The following is a 16,471-nucleotide window of genomic DNA, read 5'->3' on the forward strand; positions in this document are numbered from 1 at the left end:
CCTCGTACTATGCAAAAACCTAACTCTGAACAATTTGTTAAGCTCTTCAAAGAAGATGCCGTTTGGGGCGAACAGGAAGTCATCAAATTCAGATGGGTTCTGATTGCTGTCATCCTTATTTTCATTGGCTACATCTACTACTCCGGGGATACTGACAGGGCTTTAACCTCACTCTTACTGGCCAGTGTTTACATCTTATACAATGCTATTTTAAATATTCTGCTAAGAAAGTATGGCAGCGCCGCATGGATTCGCTTCCTCTCGGCCACCATTGATATTAGCATCTTATCGCTTCATATTTTTAACTATTCTTTTCTATTCAAACCCATTGCCGTTACAACGGCTGCTTCTACCTTTCTATATCCTTTATTGATACTCCTTTCGGTTTTGCGCTATGATAAAAGACTCGTTGTCTTCTCCACGGTCTACACCGTTATCTGCTTTAATACTATTTATTTACTTCGCTATCCGCATATTGAGCCAGATTTGTTGGAGAAAGTAGCTTCGGCCAATTGGGCGGGACAAATCTATAAAAGTGCATACCTTTTGGTGATGGGCTATTTCCTGTATAGCATTCCCAGAATGGTCAACCGGCTGAATGAAAAGCACCTAATCACCTTTAACTTGCGCAAAAGCTCGGAGTTAAACCTGGCTCTGGAAAAACAAAAAAATGAGTTAGCCGCTCTTCAGCTCAGAAAGGAAAAGCGCCTTAACAAACAGCTGGCCGATCAAAAAGCACTGATTGAACAACAAAAGGAAGCGTTGCAGCAGGCAAATATGACTAAGGATAAACTTTTTAGTATTATCGGACACGACCTCAAATCACCGTTTGCTGCGCAAACCTCAATCATCGAGCTTATTCTTGCCGATTACCAGCACTACCAAAAGGAAGACATCAAGGAGATTCTGAAGACCATTCAGCACTCGGCCCATCAAGGCCTTGATCTGCTGGGCAACCTGCTGGACTGGTCAAGGCAGCAAAATAATCTGATTCAGAAGGAGGTGATTCCGGTAAGACTGATTGCCTTAGTGAAAGAAGCAGAGGTATTATTAGGCCATAATCTGGCGCATAAAAGTATAACGCTGATAAACGATGTAAATCCAAAAGCAACGGTTTGTGCTGATAGTAACATGATTAAAACCATCTTACGAAACATCATTTCCAATGCCATAAAATACACTTCGAGTAAGGGAACAATCCGGATTTATACGGATGCCGAAGAACATTATGACCTGCTTAAAATCAGCGACACCGGCATTGGAATGACTGAAGAACAAATTAGTCGCCTGTTCAGTATTGAAAACAACATATCGACGCCTGGCACCAACAATGAGCCTGGTACCGGCCTGGGGCTGCTCTTATGCAAAGAGTTGGCCAATAGAAACAATGCTGAAATTCGCGTTGAAAGCGAAGTCGGTAAAGGAAGTACTTTTACAATCGTTTTTCCAAAAGTGAATTGCGAGCCGGTTCTGGCAGCGAAAAAACAGTAACAAATTGCATGCAGCACACCTGGTTTAACTTTCAATCATAAACAGCAAGGCCACCCCGTAAAGAGATGGCCCTGTTATCTGATCGTAATTTTACTAGATATGTATTACTTCATCGTAAGCTGCCGCTGCTGCCTCCATAACAGCTTCAGACATGGTTGGGTGCGGGTGAACCGCCTTAATTATTTCGTGTCCTGTTGTTTCAAGCTTACGCGCTGTTACCAGCTCTGCTATCATCTCAGTCACATTGGCCCCAATTAAGTGGGCGCCCAACAACTCACCGTATTTCGCATCAAAAATCAGCTTTACAAAGCCATCTTTATGACCGGCTGCACTGGCTTTACCTGATGCAGAAAATGGAAATTTGCCCACTTTAAGCTCGTAACCAGCTTCTTTAGCCGCTTTTTCTGTCATCCCCACTGAAGCTACCTCAGGCGATGTATACGTACATCCTGGAATGTTTCCGTAATCCAGTGGTTCAGGACTATGACCTGCAATTTTCTCCACACAGATAATCCCTTCAGCTGAAGCAACGTGCGCCAGAGCCTGACCTGGAACAATATCACCAATGGCATAAATACCTGGCACTGTTGTTTGGTAGAACTCATCCACTTTCACACGTCCATTTTCAATCTGCACGCCAACTTCCTCCAGACCAAGGTTCTCCAGGTTGGGGGTGATACCTACAGCTGACAAGACGATATCTGCTTCGTGATTTTCTTCTCCTTTTTTGGTTTTGATAACCACTTTCACCTTGTCTCCAGAAGTATCCACTTGCGTAACTTCAGCACCCGTCATCACTTTGATGCCAGCCTTTTTGAAGGAACGTCCCAATTGCTTTGATACCTCTTCGTCTTCTACCGGAACTACATTAGGCAAGTATTCAACCAATGTCACCTTTGTTCCTATTGTATTATAGAAATAAGCAAATTCACTGCCTATTGCTCCTGAACCAACCACAATCATCGATTCTGGTTGCTTGTCCAAAGTCAGCGCCTTGCGGTAACCAATGACCTTTTCACCATCTTGTGGTAAGTTAGGCAGCTGACGGCTGCGAGCCCCTGTTGCCAATAAAATACTTTCGGCTGAGACAACCGATTTTTCACCACTCTCGTCGGTTACTTCCACTTGCTTATTACCTAGGAGCTTACCAGTTCCCTGAATAATTTCAATTTTATTCTTTTTGAACAGATACTGAATGCCTTTACTCATTCCGTCAGCCACCCCTCGACTACGCTTAACCATCGCCTCAAAATCAGCACTGGTCTCACCTTCTATTTTGACGCCATAATCAGCAGCATGCTTCAGGTATTCGAAAACATTGGCACTTTTTAGCAATGATTTTGTGGGAATACATCCCCAGTTGAGACAAATACCACCCAGTTCGGAGCGTTCCACAACCGCCACTTTTAAACCCAATTGAGAAGCTCTGATGGCAGCAACGTATCCACCCGGACCACTACCGATAACTATTAAATCGTAATTCATTGTATTGTATTTTTCTTATTTAGACACACTTTAAATAACAAATGTATAAATTTTCTGATGTCCCCAAAAAGATGCATCAGTTACATTAACAAAATTAGGAGCCGAGAGTTTGAAATAAAAGGATAAATATCAAGTATTGAAACAAAAAAAGGAGGCCAAAAGCCTCCTTAATATCTTATAATTAGCAAATTACTTATTTCACCAATTCAGCCACCTTTGCATGCAGCTCATCACCGCGTAAGTTTTTTGCAATGATTTTTCCTTCTTTATCCAGTAAAACGGTGTGAGGAATTCCTGAAACAGCATACAGTTTAGCCGCTTCATTACCCCAACCTTTTAAGTCTGAAACATGGTTCCATGAGAGTTTATCATCTTCAATTGCTTTTAACCACGCATCTTTCTTCTGATCCAATGAAACGCCCAAAATATCAAAGCCTTTATCTTTGAACTCATCATACAGTTTTACCACATTAGGATTTTCGCGACGACATGGACCACACCAGCTCGCCCAAAAGTCCACCAACAGGTATTTCCCTCTGAATGAAGATAACTTTACAGGATTACCCTCTGGATCATTCATGGTGAAATCAGGAGCCATTTGACCAACCGCAACAGCTTCCAGTTTTTTAACTTTCTCGTCTAATGATTTATAGTAAGTTGATGAAGCTAAGGACTCGTCCAGCATTGCCAATCCTTTTTTCATTTCATCAACCGAAGCATAACCATATACGTTAGAAATAATGAAAGCAGATGCAGGCGAAGTTGGATTAGCTTTAACAACTTCCAGTTGTGCCTCTTCTAACTTTTTCTGGTTGGCCTGATACTCATCATAAATGGCTTTTTGCTTAGTGGTATCACCTGCCTGACCAGCTTCACCGTAGGCTTTTTTAAGCTCGTCACTCTTTTTGTTAATCTCTTTTGATAAATCATTAACGGAATTGTACACATTAAAGGCTGCCCCACCGGTTATTTCAGCATCTTTAATATTTTCCAGACTCCCGTTGATTGTGAAATCGGCATTCTCGGCAAAAAAGTTAACTGTGTTGCGGGTTCCCGCTTCACCAATCATTACAAAAACAGGCTCGGCCAATTCTGTTGTATAGTTAACCGCCCCATCTGTTATTTCTATTGTATCTTTAACGTTAATCCCGTTTTGGTCATATACACTGATAACAACTACCTTATCAGCCGCTCCATCGAGCTTACCGGTTAATTTAAAACTAGAGGTTTTAGGCCCACACGAAGTAAGTATGGCCATGATTGTAACCCCAACAAATAATAGGTTTTTCATTTAATGAATGTTTATGACTATTGATTATTCAACAGCCTGGGTTGTTTTTACTGAAAGCAAATATAATTGCGAGCCGGTACATATCAAAATGTACCTACTAAAAAAGCTACCTTGAAACAGGTAGCTTTTTTTAGTTAATATATCTATCGCTGCTTAGTTAAGTAACTCAGCAAGCTTATTTTCCAAGGCTTCGCCTCTTAGGTTTTTAGCTACAATTTTGCCCTCTTTATCCAACAGGAAAGTGCTTGGTATGCTTTGGATACCATACATTTGAGCTACCCCTGAAGCCTCGTCGGCAATAACATGTGACCAGGTCATTCCATCTTCTTTGATGGCTTTTTTCCAGGCCTCGTGATTTCCATCTACAGAAACACTTAGCACTTCAAAGCCTTTAGAATTAAACGCTTTGTAGGCCTTCACTACGTTTGGATTTTCCTGACGACAAGGCTGACACCAACTGGCCCAAAAATCAACCAAAACATATTTACCCCTGAAATCACTTAATGACACATCCTCTCCTTCAACGCTTTTTAGCGTAAATTCAGGGGCTTCAGCGCCTACTTCTGTAGCGGCTTGTGCTTTCTCAAATTCCTCTAAGGGGGCAATTAGGTCTTTAATTTCCTTAAAATAGGGATGTTCTCTCATGGTTGGTTCAAACTTAGCCATTAGCTCTTTTAATTGCTCCAAATCCAAAGACGGCGCCATGTTTAAAGCCAGAAACAACCCAAACTCATTAGAGGTATTCTCATCAAGAAACTTTTTAAAATAGGCACGCTGATCTTCCATAATGGATTGCATCTCTTCCTCAATAAGTTTTTGCTTATCCTTATCCTGACTCATGTAAGCCATTTGAAATTCCTGCTGTAATTCTTTGGTACGCTCTTGTCCGGGAACTTCATCATTGAATTTTGTGAACAGATTGGTTAATTCAGAGCCACTAACTTCAATTTCAGCTAGTTTATCAACATGACCTGTAATTTTTATTTTATCGTTTGAGATAAAAAACACTACGGGTTGCTGCTGACCATCTACTGCGGCAAAATATAACTCAGGAGCATTTACACTTCCAGTAAAAGTAAATACACCATTAACCATTTCGGTGGTATCAATATTTACGGGTTGTCCTTTTCTAATCTTTTTTAAAATAACTCTTTCTGATGTAGCACCTTCAAGTGTTCCGGTTACTTCATACGATTTAGACTGGCATCCAACCAGCATTGCAACACTTAAGATTGCTAACAAAACATTTTTCATTCGTTTACTTTTTTTCATTTTAAATAGTAACATGGAACTCGCATCATACAACTATCTTTCCGTGTTATAATTGTCACCATGCCTGTTTTTACTCGTTTATTTTAATTCTTTACTTTACAAATATAACCAGATACCATTAACTTAAGCGGTTATCAGGTAATTAAAAGCACTGCTTATTGTAATTGCTCAAAATAGGCATCCAATAAATCTTTAGCGGCCATAAATGAACTTTTCTCATCATTTAACACTTGATTCTCATTAGCAATGAGGGCTTCTTTAATTAACGGATGATGATAGAAGTTATTTCGTAATTGCTCATTAATACTCTCATACATCCAATACTTTGCCTGCGAACGTCGGTTAGCTTCGAAATATCCGTTCTCTTTGGTTAAATTTACGTATTCCAGCACCATGTCCCATATTTTATCAACGTCTTGATGATATAATGATGAACAAGTTTTGACTTCAGGCTTCCACCCTGATTTGGTGGGTGGGAACAGGTGCAGGGCATTTCTGTACTCGGCCTGAGCCAGCTTAGCCCGGCTCACATTCTGTCCATCGGCCTTATTAATCGTAATCGCATCGGCCATTTCCATTATGCCTCGCTTAATACCTTGCAACTCATCGCCGGCACCTGCAAGCATAAGTAGTAAAAAGAAATCGACCATGGAATGAACCGCGGTCTCTGACTGGCCTACGCCAACTGTCTCAATAAAAATGGTATCAAAGCCAGCGGCTTCGCATAAAATAATTGTTTCCCTTGTTTTACGTGCCACACCGCCCAGTGAACCTGCCGAAGGCGAAGGGCGAATGTAAGCATCCTTCTCTCCAGAGAGTTTTTCCATTCGGGTTTTATCTCCGAGGATACTTCCTTTAGAGCGCTCGCTGGATGGGTCAATGGCCAAAACAGCCAGTTTGCCGCCGTTTTTGATGATGTGCATCCCCATGGACTCAATAAAAGTACTTTTGCCGGCTCCGGGAACCCCTGTAATACCCAGGCGAATGCTTTTTCCCGCATATGGTAAACAGCGTTCTATAATCTGTTGAGCAATTAACTGGTGCTCTGGCAGTGAGCTTTCAACCATGGTGACGGCACGACTCAAAATCGTTACATTGCCTTCTAAAATACCATTCACATACTCATCAACAGACAGTTGCCTTTTTCGCTTAATAATGCGTTTGCTGATATCAGGATTTATAGATGGAGCACCCTCCACCCCTTTATTAACCTTTAATCCTTTATATGCAGGATCATTTTCTATGTGGTGATCATCTTTAGTTGCCATGTCTATCATTATCTTAATAAACAAAAGGAGAGGAAAGCAGCGCTCCTCTCCTTCGTTTTTAGTTGGTACACTATTTAATTAATTGCTACATTCCCTGTAATCATCAATGTAACAGTGGTATTCTTAGGATCGTTGGTAACGATGCGAACAGTTTTGGTTTGACGCCCATTTTTGCCGCGTGAATTAAATTCAGCCGCGATGCTGGTGGACTCACCGGGAGCAAGAATGGTTTTAGCCGGTTTGATGGCCGTGCAACCACACGATGCCTTCACTTTACGGATAATCAACTCTTTCTTACCGCTGTTTTTAACAACAAACTGGTGTTTCACCACATCTCCCTGTTTGATTTGACCAAAGTTCCAGCTTTTCTCAGTAAATGTTGCTACAGGCGCATTTTTCATCATGTTGGCATCCCAGGCAGAAAAATCCTCCTCGATAGATGCACTTACCGTTAGTCGGTTGCTATAATTACGCACATCATTAAAAATGATAAAGATGTTATCGGTTACAAAGCCCCAGTCGTTTTTAACCTTGGCATCGTAACTGGCTTTTATAAGCCCAGTTTGACCTGGCTGAAGCACCTCAGGTTCGCAGCTTATTTTAATATGTGCAGGCACATTGAGAAATCCGAGCTTAACAGGTTTATCTGATGTACTGATAATTTTAATCTTTTCTTCTTTCACCTGCTCTGGTGTCATTTTTGTAAAAGCCAGATGAGATGTTTCCAGGCGAATCACTTCCATATTTCGGGGATAGATGTCCTCCGTAGTCATTTCACGCGGCAATACTTTTCCATTGATGCGCAACACAACTGTGGCGTTAGAGGCATTTGATAAAACCGTAATGGTTTTATTGAAGTTACCAGGACGATTGCGTGGATCGAATATCGCTTTAACATACCCGGAGCCTCCCGGAGGTATTGGTTGACGGGTCCATTGTGGGGTGGTGCAACCACACGACGCTTTTACATTATGAACCACCAGTGGCTGGCCACCTGTATTCTTAAATTTAAACTCATAAGTTTTTGTACCCCCATCTTCTTTTACTTCACCAAAATTGTGAATGACTTCTTCAAAGACCAAATTAGGCTTTGCATGCTGTGCTTTACTGACCAGTAAACAGGTGCTTACCAGCAGAGAAAATACCATTAACTTCTTCATCTGAAAGTTGAGTTTTAATTAGATTACAAAGTCGTATTTAATTCAAAATACTTTTTATTTACGCAGAATAAGTAAAGGCGTTACAATCTTTGATTTCCTTTACTAAAGCAACACAAATCTATAAATAATTATATTCTTACGGTGCCATAACGTTCTTTTTTAACAAGGCATTAATACGCCTATTACCGACTTTCATTAACTACCAGACTTTTATCGTCGCCAACACGGTATTCGGCCTGAAATGTGCAATGGTGGATACCAAATTGTTCCGCAATAAGCGCATTGGCTTTTTTCATTAGCTCATTCGCACTCATAACCGACCTGTTTTCAGTTAAATCCAAATGGGCTTCGAGGTGTAACTCGGTATCATTAAGCTGCCAGATATGCACATGATGAATGTTTTCTATGCCCTCTATTTTGGCTATTTCCTGCGACAGTTTTTCGATATCGATGCTTGGTGGTGTGAACTGCATTAAAACGCCTAAAGTTTTTATCAGAAGCTTCCAGCTGGCCACTATCAGATAAAGAGCAATGAATACTGAGAGCAATGAATCGATCCAATGAATTTGATAAAAGTGCATCAGCAAACCACCCGCTAAAACGGCCACCGACGACAGCATATCGGAAAAAAGATGCAGATAAGCTGAGCGCATATTCATATTATCAGCCGCATGTCGCTTTACCAATAGTACGCTTAGTCCATTCGCAACAATGCTAAACCCGGCCAGCCAGGCCACCATCTGTCCGTCAATAGCTGTGGTGCTGCCAGCTAAAAAGCGTTCAATGGCTTCATAAATCAGAATACCGGATATTACCAGTAAAGTGGCCGCATTTAAAAAGGCGGCTAAAATTTCGGCCCGTTTATAGCCGTAGGATTTCTGTGCAGAGTAATCACGCTTTGACAGTTTATTGGCAATGTAGCTTATCACCAGTGCCATTACATCAGAGAAATTGTGCAAGGCATCGGTCAATAGCGACAAGCTTTTCGTAAAAAACGCGCCGGCTACCTGCACAATTGTGATGGCCATGTTTAAGCCGATTGTCAATAGCAGGCTTCTTCCTTTTAAATCGTGATGATGATGGTGTTGTTCCATATTAACGTAATTACAAACAAAGTTAATAAATTTCATTAGATAATAGAGCATTTACAAAGAGGACCCAATTAGTTATTAAACATGATGCTTAGCCATTTTATACCTTTCGAGCCCCTTTTTATTGCTTTTGAAATAAACTCAAATATTTTCGTTTTGTTTATTTATTTAAACTTTTATTCACATCTTAGCAAGCACAAATCCTTTTACTATGAACAACATCCTTTCAATACTCCTTTGTGCGCTATTGCTGACACAATACAGCTGCCAGCGCACATCTGACACCTCCCATCACCTGTTAAATATAATACCCCAACCAAAATCAGTAAGTTACCATGAAGAAACGTTTCAACTTGGGCCTAAAACACTGTTAGTTTACAAAGGGCTTGATAAAAATGTTTTACAAACCATTGCCCAGTTTAATGCCTACCTGCAGCAGCACAGTGGAATGACACTCACCCTGACGGACGACGCTCCCGATACCAATTACATTCTTTTTCAGGTTCATCCGATGGAAAGTGCACATGATGAAGCTTATGAGCTGATGGTTGCACCTACCCATATTCAGGTGAATGCCCAAAGCAGCAAGGGCCTATTTTATGCCCTCCAGACCTTTAAGCAATTATTGCCCCCTGCCTTTGAAGCCAATTCACAAAATCAATCACATTGGGAAATTCCATGTGTGAGCCTCAGTGATTATCCCGACTTTGAATACCGAGGCCTTAATATTGATGTGGCGCGACATTACTTCCCTGTTGAGTTCATCAAAAAGCAAATTGAACTACTCGCCCTTTATAAAATCAACGTTTTACACTGGCACCTGACTGATGATCAGGGCTGGCGGGTTGAAATTAAGAAGTACCCTAAACTGACCAGTATAGGTTCTCATCGTTCCAAAACACTAATTGGACATGGTGCGAACCCACCATTCAAATACGATGATTCACCCTACTCGGGCTTTTACACTCAAGATGAAATCAGGGACATTGTAAATTTTGCCCGAGAACACCACATTGAAATAGTGCCAGAAATAGAGCTGCCTGGCCACTCACTGGCCGCTTTGGCCGCCTACCCTCAACTTGGCTGCACTGGCGGACCTTATGAAGTAGCTACGCGCTGGGGTGTTTTCGACGATGTGATGTGTCCGGGCAAGGAATCAACATTTGCGATGATTGACGATATTTTAACTGAAATAGCTGATCTTTTCCCAGGCCAATATATTCATATTGGCGGCGATGCTTGTACCAAAACCAGATGGCGTAATTGCAAACACTGCCAGGCACGCATCAAGTCTAAGGGGTTTGAGAATGAAAACGATCTGGAGCATTATTTCATTAAACGGGTCCAACAAACACTAACTAAACTGGATAAAAAAATGGTGGGCTGGAATGAAATAATGAAAGATAGCACCCTTAAAGATGCCCTAATTATTCTATGGCAGGATGATGTCAATTTTAAGCAAGCCGTTGGTAATAACAATAAAATAATAAAATCTCCCAATAACTTTCTCTATTTTGATCACTATCAGGCATCACCACAAAATCACCCGCTGGCCATTGGAGGCTACACTCCCCTCAAGGATGTGTACCATTATAAACCTCTTGGCCCAAGCCTGAACAAGGCCGAAAAAGAAAGCATAATTGGCCTGCAAGCCAATTGCTGGACCGAATACATGCCAACTACCGATAAGTTTGAATTTATGCTTTACCCAAGGTTGTGTGCGTTCTCAGAAATTGCATGGGGCAATGATGGCCAAAAAGACTGGCCTGAATTCAGGCGCAAACTAGAAAACCACCTGGAGCGCCTCAGTGCCAAAGGAGTCAACTATTTTTACGAAGTACCAAAGCCTATCCCCAATAAGGAGCAATTAAACTTTACTCATCCCACAACATTAAGTTTTAAGCACATTGCAGATAAATACAGTATCCGGTATACTTTAGATGGGTCGGAGCCCGACCTTCATTCGCAGCTATACAGCACACCAATACCGGTAAATGCATCAGGCACCATAAAAGCCATTACGGTGAACACTCACACAGGTGAACAGAGTAAAACAGAAATTTTTAGCCTGAATCAGCTACAGTTTCAAAAACCAGTTGCCAGAAAAAAATTAAGCCCTGGACTAAGTTGTTCTGTCTACAAGGGGCGCTTTAAAATGGTCAAAGAAATTAAGAATACCAGCAAAGACCAGCAACGCATTATACTGGATAATTTTATCCCCGATTCTATTTGTTCGGAAAGCTTTGGCATCATTGCCACCGGTTATTTTAAATCAGAGCAAAAGGGCATCTATGAGTTTGAACTGACCTCAGATGACGGAAGTGCCTTGTATGTTGGTAAAGAGCTGGTTGTTAACAATGACGGCATTCATGGCAGTAAAACTGAAAAAGGAGCCATCGCCTTGCGAGAGGGCCTCTATCCGGTTACCATTTATTATTTTCAGACAACCGGTTACTGTGCATTCGATCTGAATATTAAGTTGCCGGATAATACCAGTCACCCTCTAAAACCAAGCGACTTTTATTTCTGAGCCGGGCGACATGCCGATTGTTAAGGCTCGATTGGTGTCTTCGCGTGAGTTGTGTTATCTTTGTAACGAAAGTTTAAAAAATTAACAAACATTCGCCATTACTATTTACAAAAAACCATACGAAATGCAAGCTCGAATTAAGGCGCTGACAAAGCAATACTATCAACAAATTGTTGACATCAGAAGGCATATCCATCAACACCCCGAACTTTCTTTTGAGGAAGAGCAAACCTCCTTATTTATTCAGGAACAGCTCAAACAGCTTGATATCCCTTTCAAAACCGGCTTTGTTAAAACCGGCATTATTGGCTACCTCAAAGGGCAAAACCCTGAAAAGAGAACCATCGCACTGCGGGCGGACATGGATGCTCTGCCTATCGCAGAAGAAAATGAGCTTGAATTTACTTCAAGGAATGAAGGGGTGATGCATGCCTGCGGACACGATGCCCACACAGCCGCATTATTAGGCGCCGCCATGGTGCTAAACGAGTTAAAGGCCGAATGGGAAGGAACTATTCTGCTTATTTTTCAACCTGCCGAAGAAGTGTTTCCTGGTGGTGCTAAGTTAATGATGGAACAAGGTTGTTTTGAAGGCTATGAACCGGAAATCATTTTAGGTCAGCATGTGCTGCCCGATATGCCAACAGGACATGTAGGTTTTAAAAGTGGCATGTACATGGCTTCTGGAGACGAGGTGTACATTACAATTAAAGGCAAAGGTGGCCACGCAGCCATGCCACACGCCCTAACGGACAATGTTCTTATTGCTTCACACATTATTGTGGCATTACAGCAGGTGGTCAGCAGAATTGTTCCAGCGCAAATCCCAACGGTGCTTTCATTTGGAAAGGTCATTGCTAACGGAGCAACAAACATCATTCCTGAAACCGTTGAGATAGCCGGCACATTGCGAACAATGGATGAGGAATGGCGAAGCATTATTAAAAACAAAATTCGTGATGTTGCAGGAGGAATCGCCCAGTCGATGGGAGCGCATTGCGAAATCGATATTAAAGATGGCTATCCCATGGTACGAAATGATGAGGAGATTACCGAACAAGCTATTGCCTTCTCAAAAGACTTTTTGGGCAATGAAGCGACCAACTTGATGGATATCCGCATGACGGCTGAAGATTTTGGTTACTATTCGCAAAGATATCCCTGTACCTTTTACCGCTTTGGTGTAGCACAAAACAAGGGTGAAACAGGAAGTTTACACACCCCCCAGTTTAATTTGAACGAAGAATCATTGGAAACGGCGGCCGGTTTGATGGCCTATATGGCCTTCAGGTTCATGGCAAAAGATTAAATAGAAACTGTCTAAACAGCTCTAATAAACCTAAGATACAGCCCATTGAATAATAAAAGACCTTTAAGCCTTATTTATATCCGTTAAAAATAATAGACTTTCCAGAGGAAATCTTTTTTTTAATTAAAAAAGCGGATAATTTTGCTTCTGTAATAATAACCAATAAAGACAATAAAATGGCTTACGTAATTAATGAAGACTGCATCGCTTGTGGTACTTGTGTTGACGAATGTCCAGTAGAAGCTATCTCGGAAGGAGATATCTATAAAATTGATGCTGATGCTTGTACTGATTGTGGTACATGTGCTGATGTTTGCCCTACTGAGGCGATTCACCCAGCATAAGCTATGCAGAAGCGAAAAAATAACTAAGCCCCATTTAATGGGGCTTTTTTGGTATATACGACTATATAAAAATCAGTTCTTCTATCCTAATCTGGATATACGGTGTAGCGTTTCTGAATCCAGTATTTTAATCACCCGCCCATTAACGGCTAATACTTTTTCGTTTACAAATGAACTTAACGTACGAATAGCATTTGAAGTGGTCATATTCGAAAAATTGGCCAAATCTTCGCGCGAAAGGTAAACAGCCAGTGTTTGCTCATCGTCTTCAAAACCATAAATATCTTTCAGCACACATAAACTCTCTGCCAAACGGCCTCTAATGTGCTTTTGCGTTAATGTGACAGTCCGGTACCTGGCAAAGCCCAGCTCACTGGCAAAGGACTTAATAAAGGCCATGGAAAGTGCCGGATTCGTCTTCATTAAATTATAGATCACTTTTTTAGGCACATGAAAAATAGTACTGGGTTCAATCACCTCTGAACTGGCGATGTGCATTTCCTCAGCAAACAAAGCTCTATAACCAATAAAATCAGGAGCCGTTGCCATCCTGATGATTTGATCGCGCCGGCTCACCCCTTCTTTAAAAATTTTCACTTTCCCTTTACCCAAACATAATAGGCCAGTAGGCTTTTCACCTTCCTGGTAAATAATATCATTTTTCTTGTAATGGATGATCGTATGGTTGTCCAACAGATACTCCTTCTCCTCTTCAGTAAGGATGTTATAAAGCTTTGGTATATCTTTAATGGAGAACTCCGAAAGATTATTTTTCTTTTTTACAGGCATTGCAAGGGTGTTATAAAACTATGTTATATAACATACAAATTTATAAAAAAAGCTGACTTAACTAAGGTTTATTCCTTTAAATCCATGCTGCTTTCTGTTAATATCTGGCTACCAATGGCATCCTTCGTCCACTACCGAAAGCTTTAGAAGAAACCCGCAAGGTTGGCGCAGTCTGAAAACGTTTATACTCATTCATATTTACCAGCCTCACTGCCTTATTAACGATTGCTTCCTCAAAGCCCTCTTCAATAATTTCAGCAGGTGATTGGTTCTTTTCGATGTAGCGGAATAAAATCGCATCGAGCACTTCGTAATCGGGCAATGAATCTGAATCTTTCTGATCGGGGCGCAGCTCTGCCGATGGGGGTTTAACAATGGTGTTTTCAGGTATAATTTCCTGGTCGCGATTAATATAGCGGGCCAGTTTAAACACATCCGTTTTATACACATCACCTAAAACAGACAGACCGCCGTTCATGTCGCCATATAAAGTACCATAACCCACTGCGGCCTCACTCTTATTGGATGTGTTCAACAAAATATGTCCAAACTTATTAGAAAGTGCCATCAGTAATGTTCCTCTAATGCGCGCCTGAATATTTTCTTCGGTCACATCCGCCTCTTTTTCTGCAAAAATAGGACTCATTAAAAAATTACAACTGTTAAATATTTCTTTAATGGGAACAATGTTGTACTCAATGCCCAGATTATTGGCCAAATCAACGGCATCTTTTATGGAGTGGTCGGATGAGTACTGAGAAGGCAACAACAATACCCGTACGTTGTCTTTTCCCAATGCATCAGCAGCAATGGCCACGGTTACGGCCGAGTCAATGCCACCCGAAAGGCCAAGCGTGGCCTTACTGAAGCCCATTTTAGCGAAATAATCGCGCACGCCAGCCACCAAAGCATCATAAATCAGCTGGATTGGCTGCGTTGGTTTGGCCGCCAGTTGAGGAGCTTCTTGCAGTGTTTCCAAATCAATCAGCAGTGTATCCTCTTCAAAGGCTTTGGCATGATGTGTAATGGCCCCCTGGCTGTTAACCACCATGCTGTTACCATCAAATATCAGCTCAGTATTGGCGCCTACCTGGTTCACGTATAGAAACGGTATTTTGTATTGAAGCGCTTTATTTCGAACAATATCACGACGTATGTCAACCTGAGTATAGGAAAAGGGAGAAGCCGCAATATTAACCGCAAAATCGGGCTTTTGCTGCATCAGCTCATCCATTGGCGACAAAGTGTATAATTTATCTCTGGCAAAAGCATTGGCCACCGGCTGATCATCCCATATATCCTCACAGATGGTCAAAGCAATCTTTTTCCCTTTGAGGTGAATCAGTTCAAACTGGCTATTGGGTTGAAAATAGCGATATTCGTCAAACACATCGTAATTGGGCAGTAAGGTCTTGCGCACAACTTGCTCTACCCTACCTTCATTCAGAAAATAAGCCGCATTAAAAAGGTTTTTCCCCTGTGGCTCAGGATTTATTTCGGGTCCACCAACAATAGCCGCAATTCCTGAGCACTCCTTGGCTATTAGTTCAATTGTGTTGATGCATCGTTGAATAAACTCTTTACGCTCCAACAGATCGTAGGGTGGATAGCCACACACTGCCAATTCGGAAAAAACCACTAAATCTGCTCCATCAAGCTTCGCCTGTTCGATACTCTTTTTCATTTTATCAGCATTGAGCTCAAAATTGCCAATGTGATAATTTAATTGCGCCAATACAACCTTCATTGCTATATCTGTGTTTCTTCGTGTAGTATTATTAATCTATTAGTCACCCTGTTAAAATATGATACCAAATTGAAAGGTAATGCGGTTAAGGGTTGCTTTATCGTCAACGGCATTATCTGTTACATCCATAAAACCGCCATTATATATCAATCCCAGCATCAGATAAGTACTGCCACCCAACGAATATTCCATGCCACCGCCCAATTGATAACCCATATCAAAAAAGTTAACTTCTTTATTCATCGACTTGCCATTGCCATCGTTGGTTTTGATGTTGTATTGCGTATACAAACCAAACTGGCCATAATAGCGAGAACGGCGGAATTCATTGGTTATCAATTTAAGAGCAAATGGCACTTCGATGTACTTTAAGCGGTAAGTCACATCCTGTAAGGCTGTACTTTCACCACCTATCTCAACCATCGTACCATCAGGATATGTTAACTTCCCTCCTGTTGTATTAACGGTTAAACCTGTTGAAAAGGCATAATTGGTATCAAAAAATCGATCCATAACCACCCCAAAATTATACCCGAACAGGTTACCATTTCCATCTACCGAAGCGTTGTCAGACCCCAACCATGAAACTTGTGGACTCATTACAAAAGAAAGTCGGGTGCGTTTATTATTCTGTGCTTCAAGGCTTGTTGCTAATAGTATGCCGAATAAAATCAATAAGGGTGTATGTTTCATC

Annotated in this window: 13 protein-coding genes; 4 read left to right on the top strand and 9 right to left on the bottom strand. The window is 41.3% G+C overall.

From position 1 onward, the window contains the following. The first annotated feature begins 9 nt into the window (after positions 1-9). Complete coding sequence (locus tag ACSX1H_RS12720) at positions 10-1,491, top strand: sensor histidine kinase (RefSeq protein WP_439184438.1); 1,482 nt, start codon at positions 10-12, stop codon at positions 1,489-1,491. A 93-nt stretch (positions 1,492-1,584) separates the two neighbouring features. Here the strand turns inward: ACSX1H_RS12720 and lpdA are convergent, their stop codons facing one another. From lpdA to ACSX1H_RS12750, 6 genes are all read right to left on the bottom strand, one after another. Beyond that, positions 1,585-2,976 (bottom strand): dihydrolipoyl dehydrogenase, encoded by a 1,392-nt coding sequence (lpdA, locus tag ACSX1H_RS12725; protein WP_439184439.1) that lies wholly within the window; start codon positions 2,974-2,976, stop codon positions 1,585-1,587. A 193-nt stretch (positions 2,977-3,169) separates the two neighbouring features. After that, entirely contained in the window at positions 3,170-4,267 is a 1,098-nt protein-coding gene (locus ACSX1H_RS12730; RefSeq protein WP_439184440.1) for a redoxin domain-containing protein, read from the bottom strand. A 153-nt stretch (positions 4,268-4,420) separates the two neighbouring features. After that, a complete protein-coding gene (locus ACSX1H_RS12735; protein ID WP_439184442.1) occupies positions 4,421-5,521 on the bottom strand; it encodes a redoxin domain-containing protein in 1,101 nt (366 codons plus the stop codon). A 173-nt stretch (positions 5,522-5,694) separates the two neighbouring features. Next, a complete protein-coding gene (gene meaB / locus ACSX1H_RS12740; protein WP_439184443.1) occupies positions 5,695-6,807 on the bottom strand; it encodes a methylmalonyl Co-A mutase-associated GTPase MeaB in 1,113 nt (370 codons plus the stop codon). Between the two features lie 74 nt (positions 6,808-6,881). Beyond that, complete coding sequence (locus tag ACSX1H_RS12745) at positions 6,882-7,967, bottom strand: DUF1573 domain-containing protein (RefSeq protein ID WP_439184444.1); 1,086 nt, start codon at positions 7,965-7,967, stop codon at positions 6,882-6,884. A 182-nt stretch (positions 7,968-8,149) separates the two neighbouring features. Further along, on the bottom strand, positions 8,150-9,061 hold the full coding sequence (locus ACSX1H_RS12750) for a cation diffusion facilitator family transporter (protein ID WP_439184445.1): 912 nt from the start codon (positions 9,059-9,061) through the stop codon (positions 8,150-8,152). A gap of 208 nt (positions 9,062-9,269) precedes the next feature. Here ACSX1H_RS12750 and ACSX1H_RS12755 point away from each other — a divergent pair, with 208 nt between their 5' ends. From ACSX1H_RS12755 to fdxA, 3 genes are all read left to right on the top strand, one after another. Further along, positions 9,270-11,588: a family 20 glycosylhydrolase gene (locus ACSX1H_RS12755; RefSeq protein ID WP_439184446.1), complete on the top strand. Its 2,319-nt coding sequence runs from the start codon at positions 9,270-9,272 to the stop codon at positions 11,586-11,588. Positions 11,589-11,712: 124 nt separating this feature from the next. Continuing rightward, positions 11,713-12,897 carry a M20 metallopeptidase family protein gene (locus tag ACSX1H_RS12760; RefSeq protein ID WP_439184448.1) on the top strand — a complete coding sequence of 395 codons (1,185 nt, stop codon included), beginning with the start codon at positions 11,713-11,715 and terminating at the stop codon, positions 12,895-12,897. Positions 12,898-13,073: 176 nt separating this feature from the next. Next, positions 13,074-13,241, top strand: coding sequence for a 4Fe-4S ferredoxin (gene fdxA / locus ACSX1H_RS12765; RefSeq protein ID WP_439184450.1), 168 nt, complete (start codon positions 13,074-13,076; stop codon positions 13,239-13,241). Positions 13,242-13,322: 81 nt separating this feature from the next. Here the strand turns inward: fdxA and ACSX1H_RS12770 are convergent, their stop codons facing one another. The 3 genes from ACSX1H_RS12770 to ACSX1H_RS12780 all read right to left on the bottom strand — a co-directional run bounded on the left by ACSX1H_RS12770 (position 13,323) and on the right by ACSX1H_RS12780 (position 16,470). Beyond that, entirely contained in the window at positions 13,323-14,030 is a 708-nt protein-coding gene (locus tag ACSX1H_RS12770) for a Crp/Fnr family transcriptional regulator (protein ID WP_439184452.1), read from the bottom strand. Between the two features lie 97 nt (positions 14,031-14,127). Continuing rightward, complete coding sequence (locus ACSX1H_RS12775) at positions 14,128-15,777, bottom strand: NAD+ synthase (RefSeq protein ID WP_439184454.1); 1,650 nt, start codon at positions 15,775-15,777, stop codon at positions 14,128-14,130. 51 nt (positions 15,778-15,828) lie between these two features. Continuing rightward, positions 15,829-16,470: a porin family protein gene (locus ACSX1H_RS12780; protein WP_439184456.1), complete on the bottom strand. Its 642-nt coding sequence runs from the start codon at positions 16,468-16,470 to the stop codon at positions 15,829-15,831. Between the last annotated feature and the right edge of the window lies 1 nt (position 16,471).

It is taken from the genome of Carboxylicivirga taeanensis (assembly GCF_051851475.1).
GTDB lineage: Bacteria > Bacteroidota > Bacteroidia > Bacteroidales > Marinilabiliaceae > Carboxylicivirga > Carboxylicivirga taeanensis.

What these genes read in the sequence shown, in the direction of transcription:
- ACSX1H_RS12750 (WP_439184445.1), bottom strand. Translation starts at nt 9,061, where the DNA reads ATGGAACAACACCATCATCATCACGATTTAAAAGGAAGAAGCCTGCTA.
- ACSX1H_RS12720 (WP_439184438.1), top strand. Translation starts at nt 10, where the DNA reads ATGCAAAAACCTAACTCTGAACAATTTGTTAAGCTCTTCAAAGAAGAT.
- ACSX1H_RS12730 (WP_439184440.1), bottom strand. Translation starts at nt 4,267, where the DNA reads ATGAAAAACCTATTATTTGTTGGGGTTACAATCATGGCCATACTTACT.
- ACSX1H_RS12735 (WP_439184442.1), bottom strand. Translation starts at nt 5,521, where the DNA reads ATGAAAAATGTTTTGTTAGCAATCTTAAGTGTTGCAATGCTGGTTGGA.
- fdxA (WP_439184450.1), top strand. Translation starts at nt 13,074, where the DNA reads ATGGCTTACGTAATTAATGAAGACTGCATCGCTTGTGGTACTTGTGTT.
- ACSX1H_RS12745 (WP_439184444.1), bottom strand. Translation starts at nt 7,967, where the DNA reads ATGAAGAAGTTAATGGTATTTTCTCTGCTGGTAAGCACCTGTTTACTG.
- ACSX1H_RS12770 (WP_439184452.1), bottom strand. Translation starts at nt 14,030, where the DNA reads ATGCCTGTAAAAAAGAAAAATAATCTTTCGGAGTTCTCCATTAAAGAT.
- meaB (WP_439184443.1), bottom strand. Translation starts at nt 6,807, where the DNA reads ATGGCAACTAAAGATGATCACCACATAGAAAATGATCCTGCATATAAA.
- lpdA (WP_439184439.1), bottom strand. Translation starts at nt 2,976, where the DNA reads ATGAATTACGATTTAATAGTTATCGGTAGTGGTCCGGGTGGATACGTT.
- ACSX1H_RS12775 (WP_439184454.1), bottom strand. Translation starts at nt 15,777, where the DNA reads ATGAAGGTTGTATTGGCGCAATTAAATTATCACATTGGCAATTTTGAG.
- ACSX1H_RS12760 (WP_439184448.1), top strand. Translation starts at nt 11,713, where the DNA reads ATGCAAGCTCGAATTAAGGCGCTGACAAAGCAATACTATCAACAAATT.
- ACSX1H_RS12755 (WP_439184446.1), top strand. Translation starts at nt 9,270, where the DNA reads ATGAACAACATCCTTTCAATACTCCTTTGTGCGCTATTGCTGACACAA.
- ACSX1H_RS12780 (WP_439184456.1), bottom strand. Translation starts at nt 16,470, where the DNA reads ATGAAACATACACCCTTATTGATTTTATTCGGCATACTATTAGCAACA.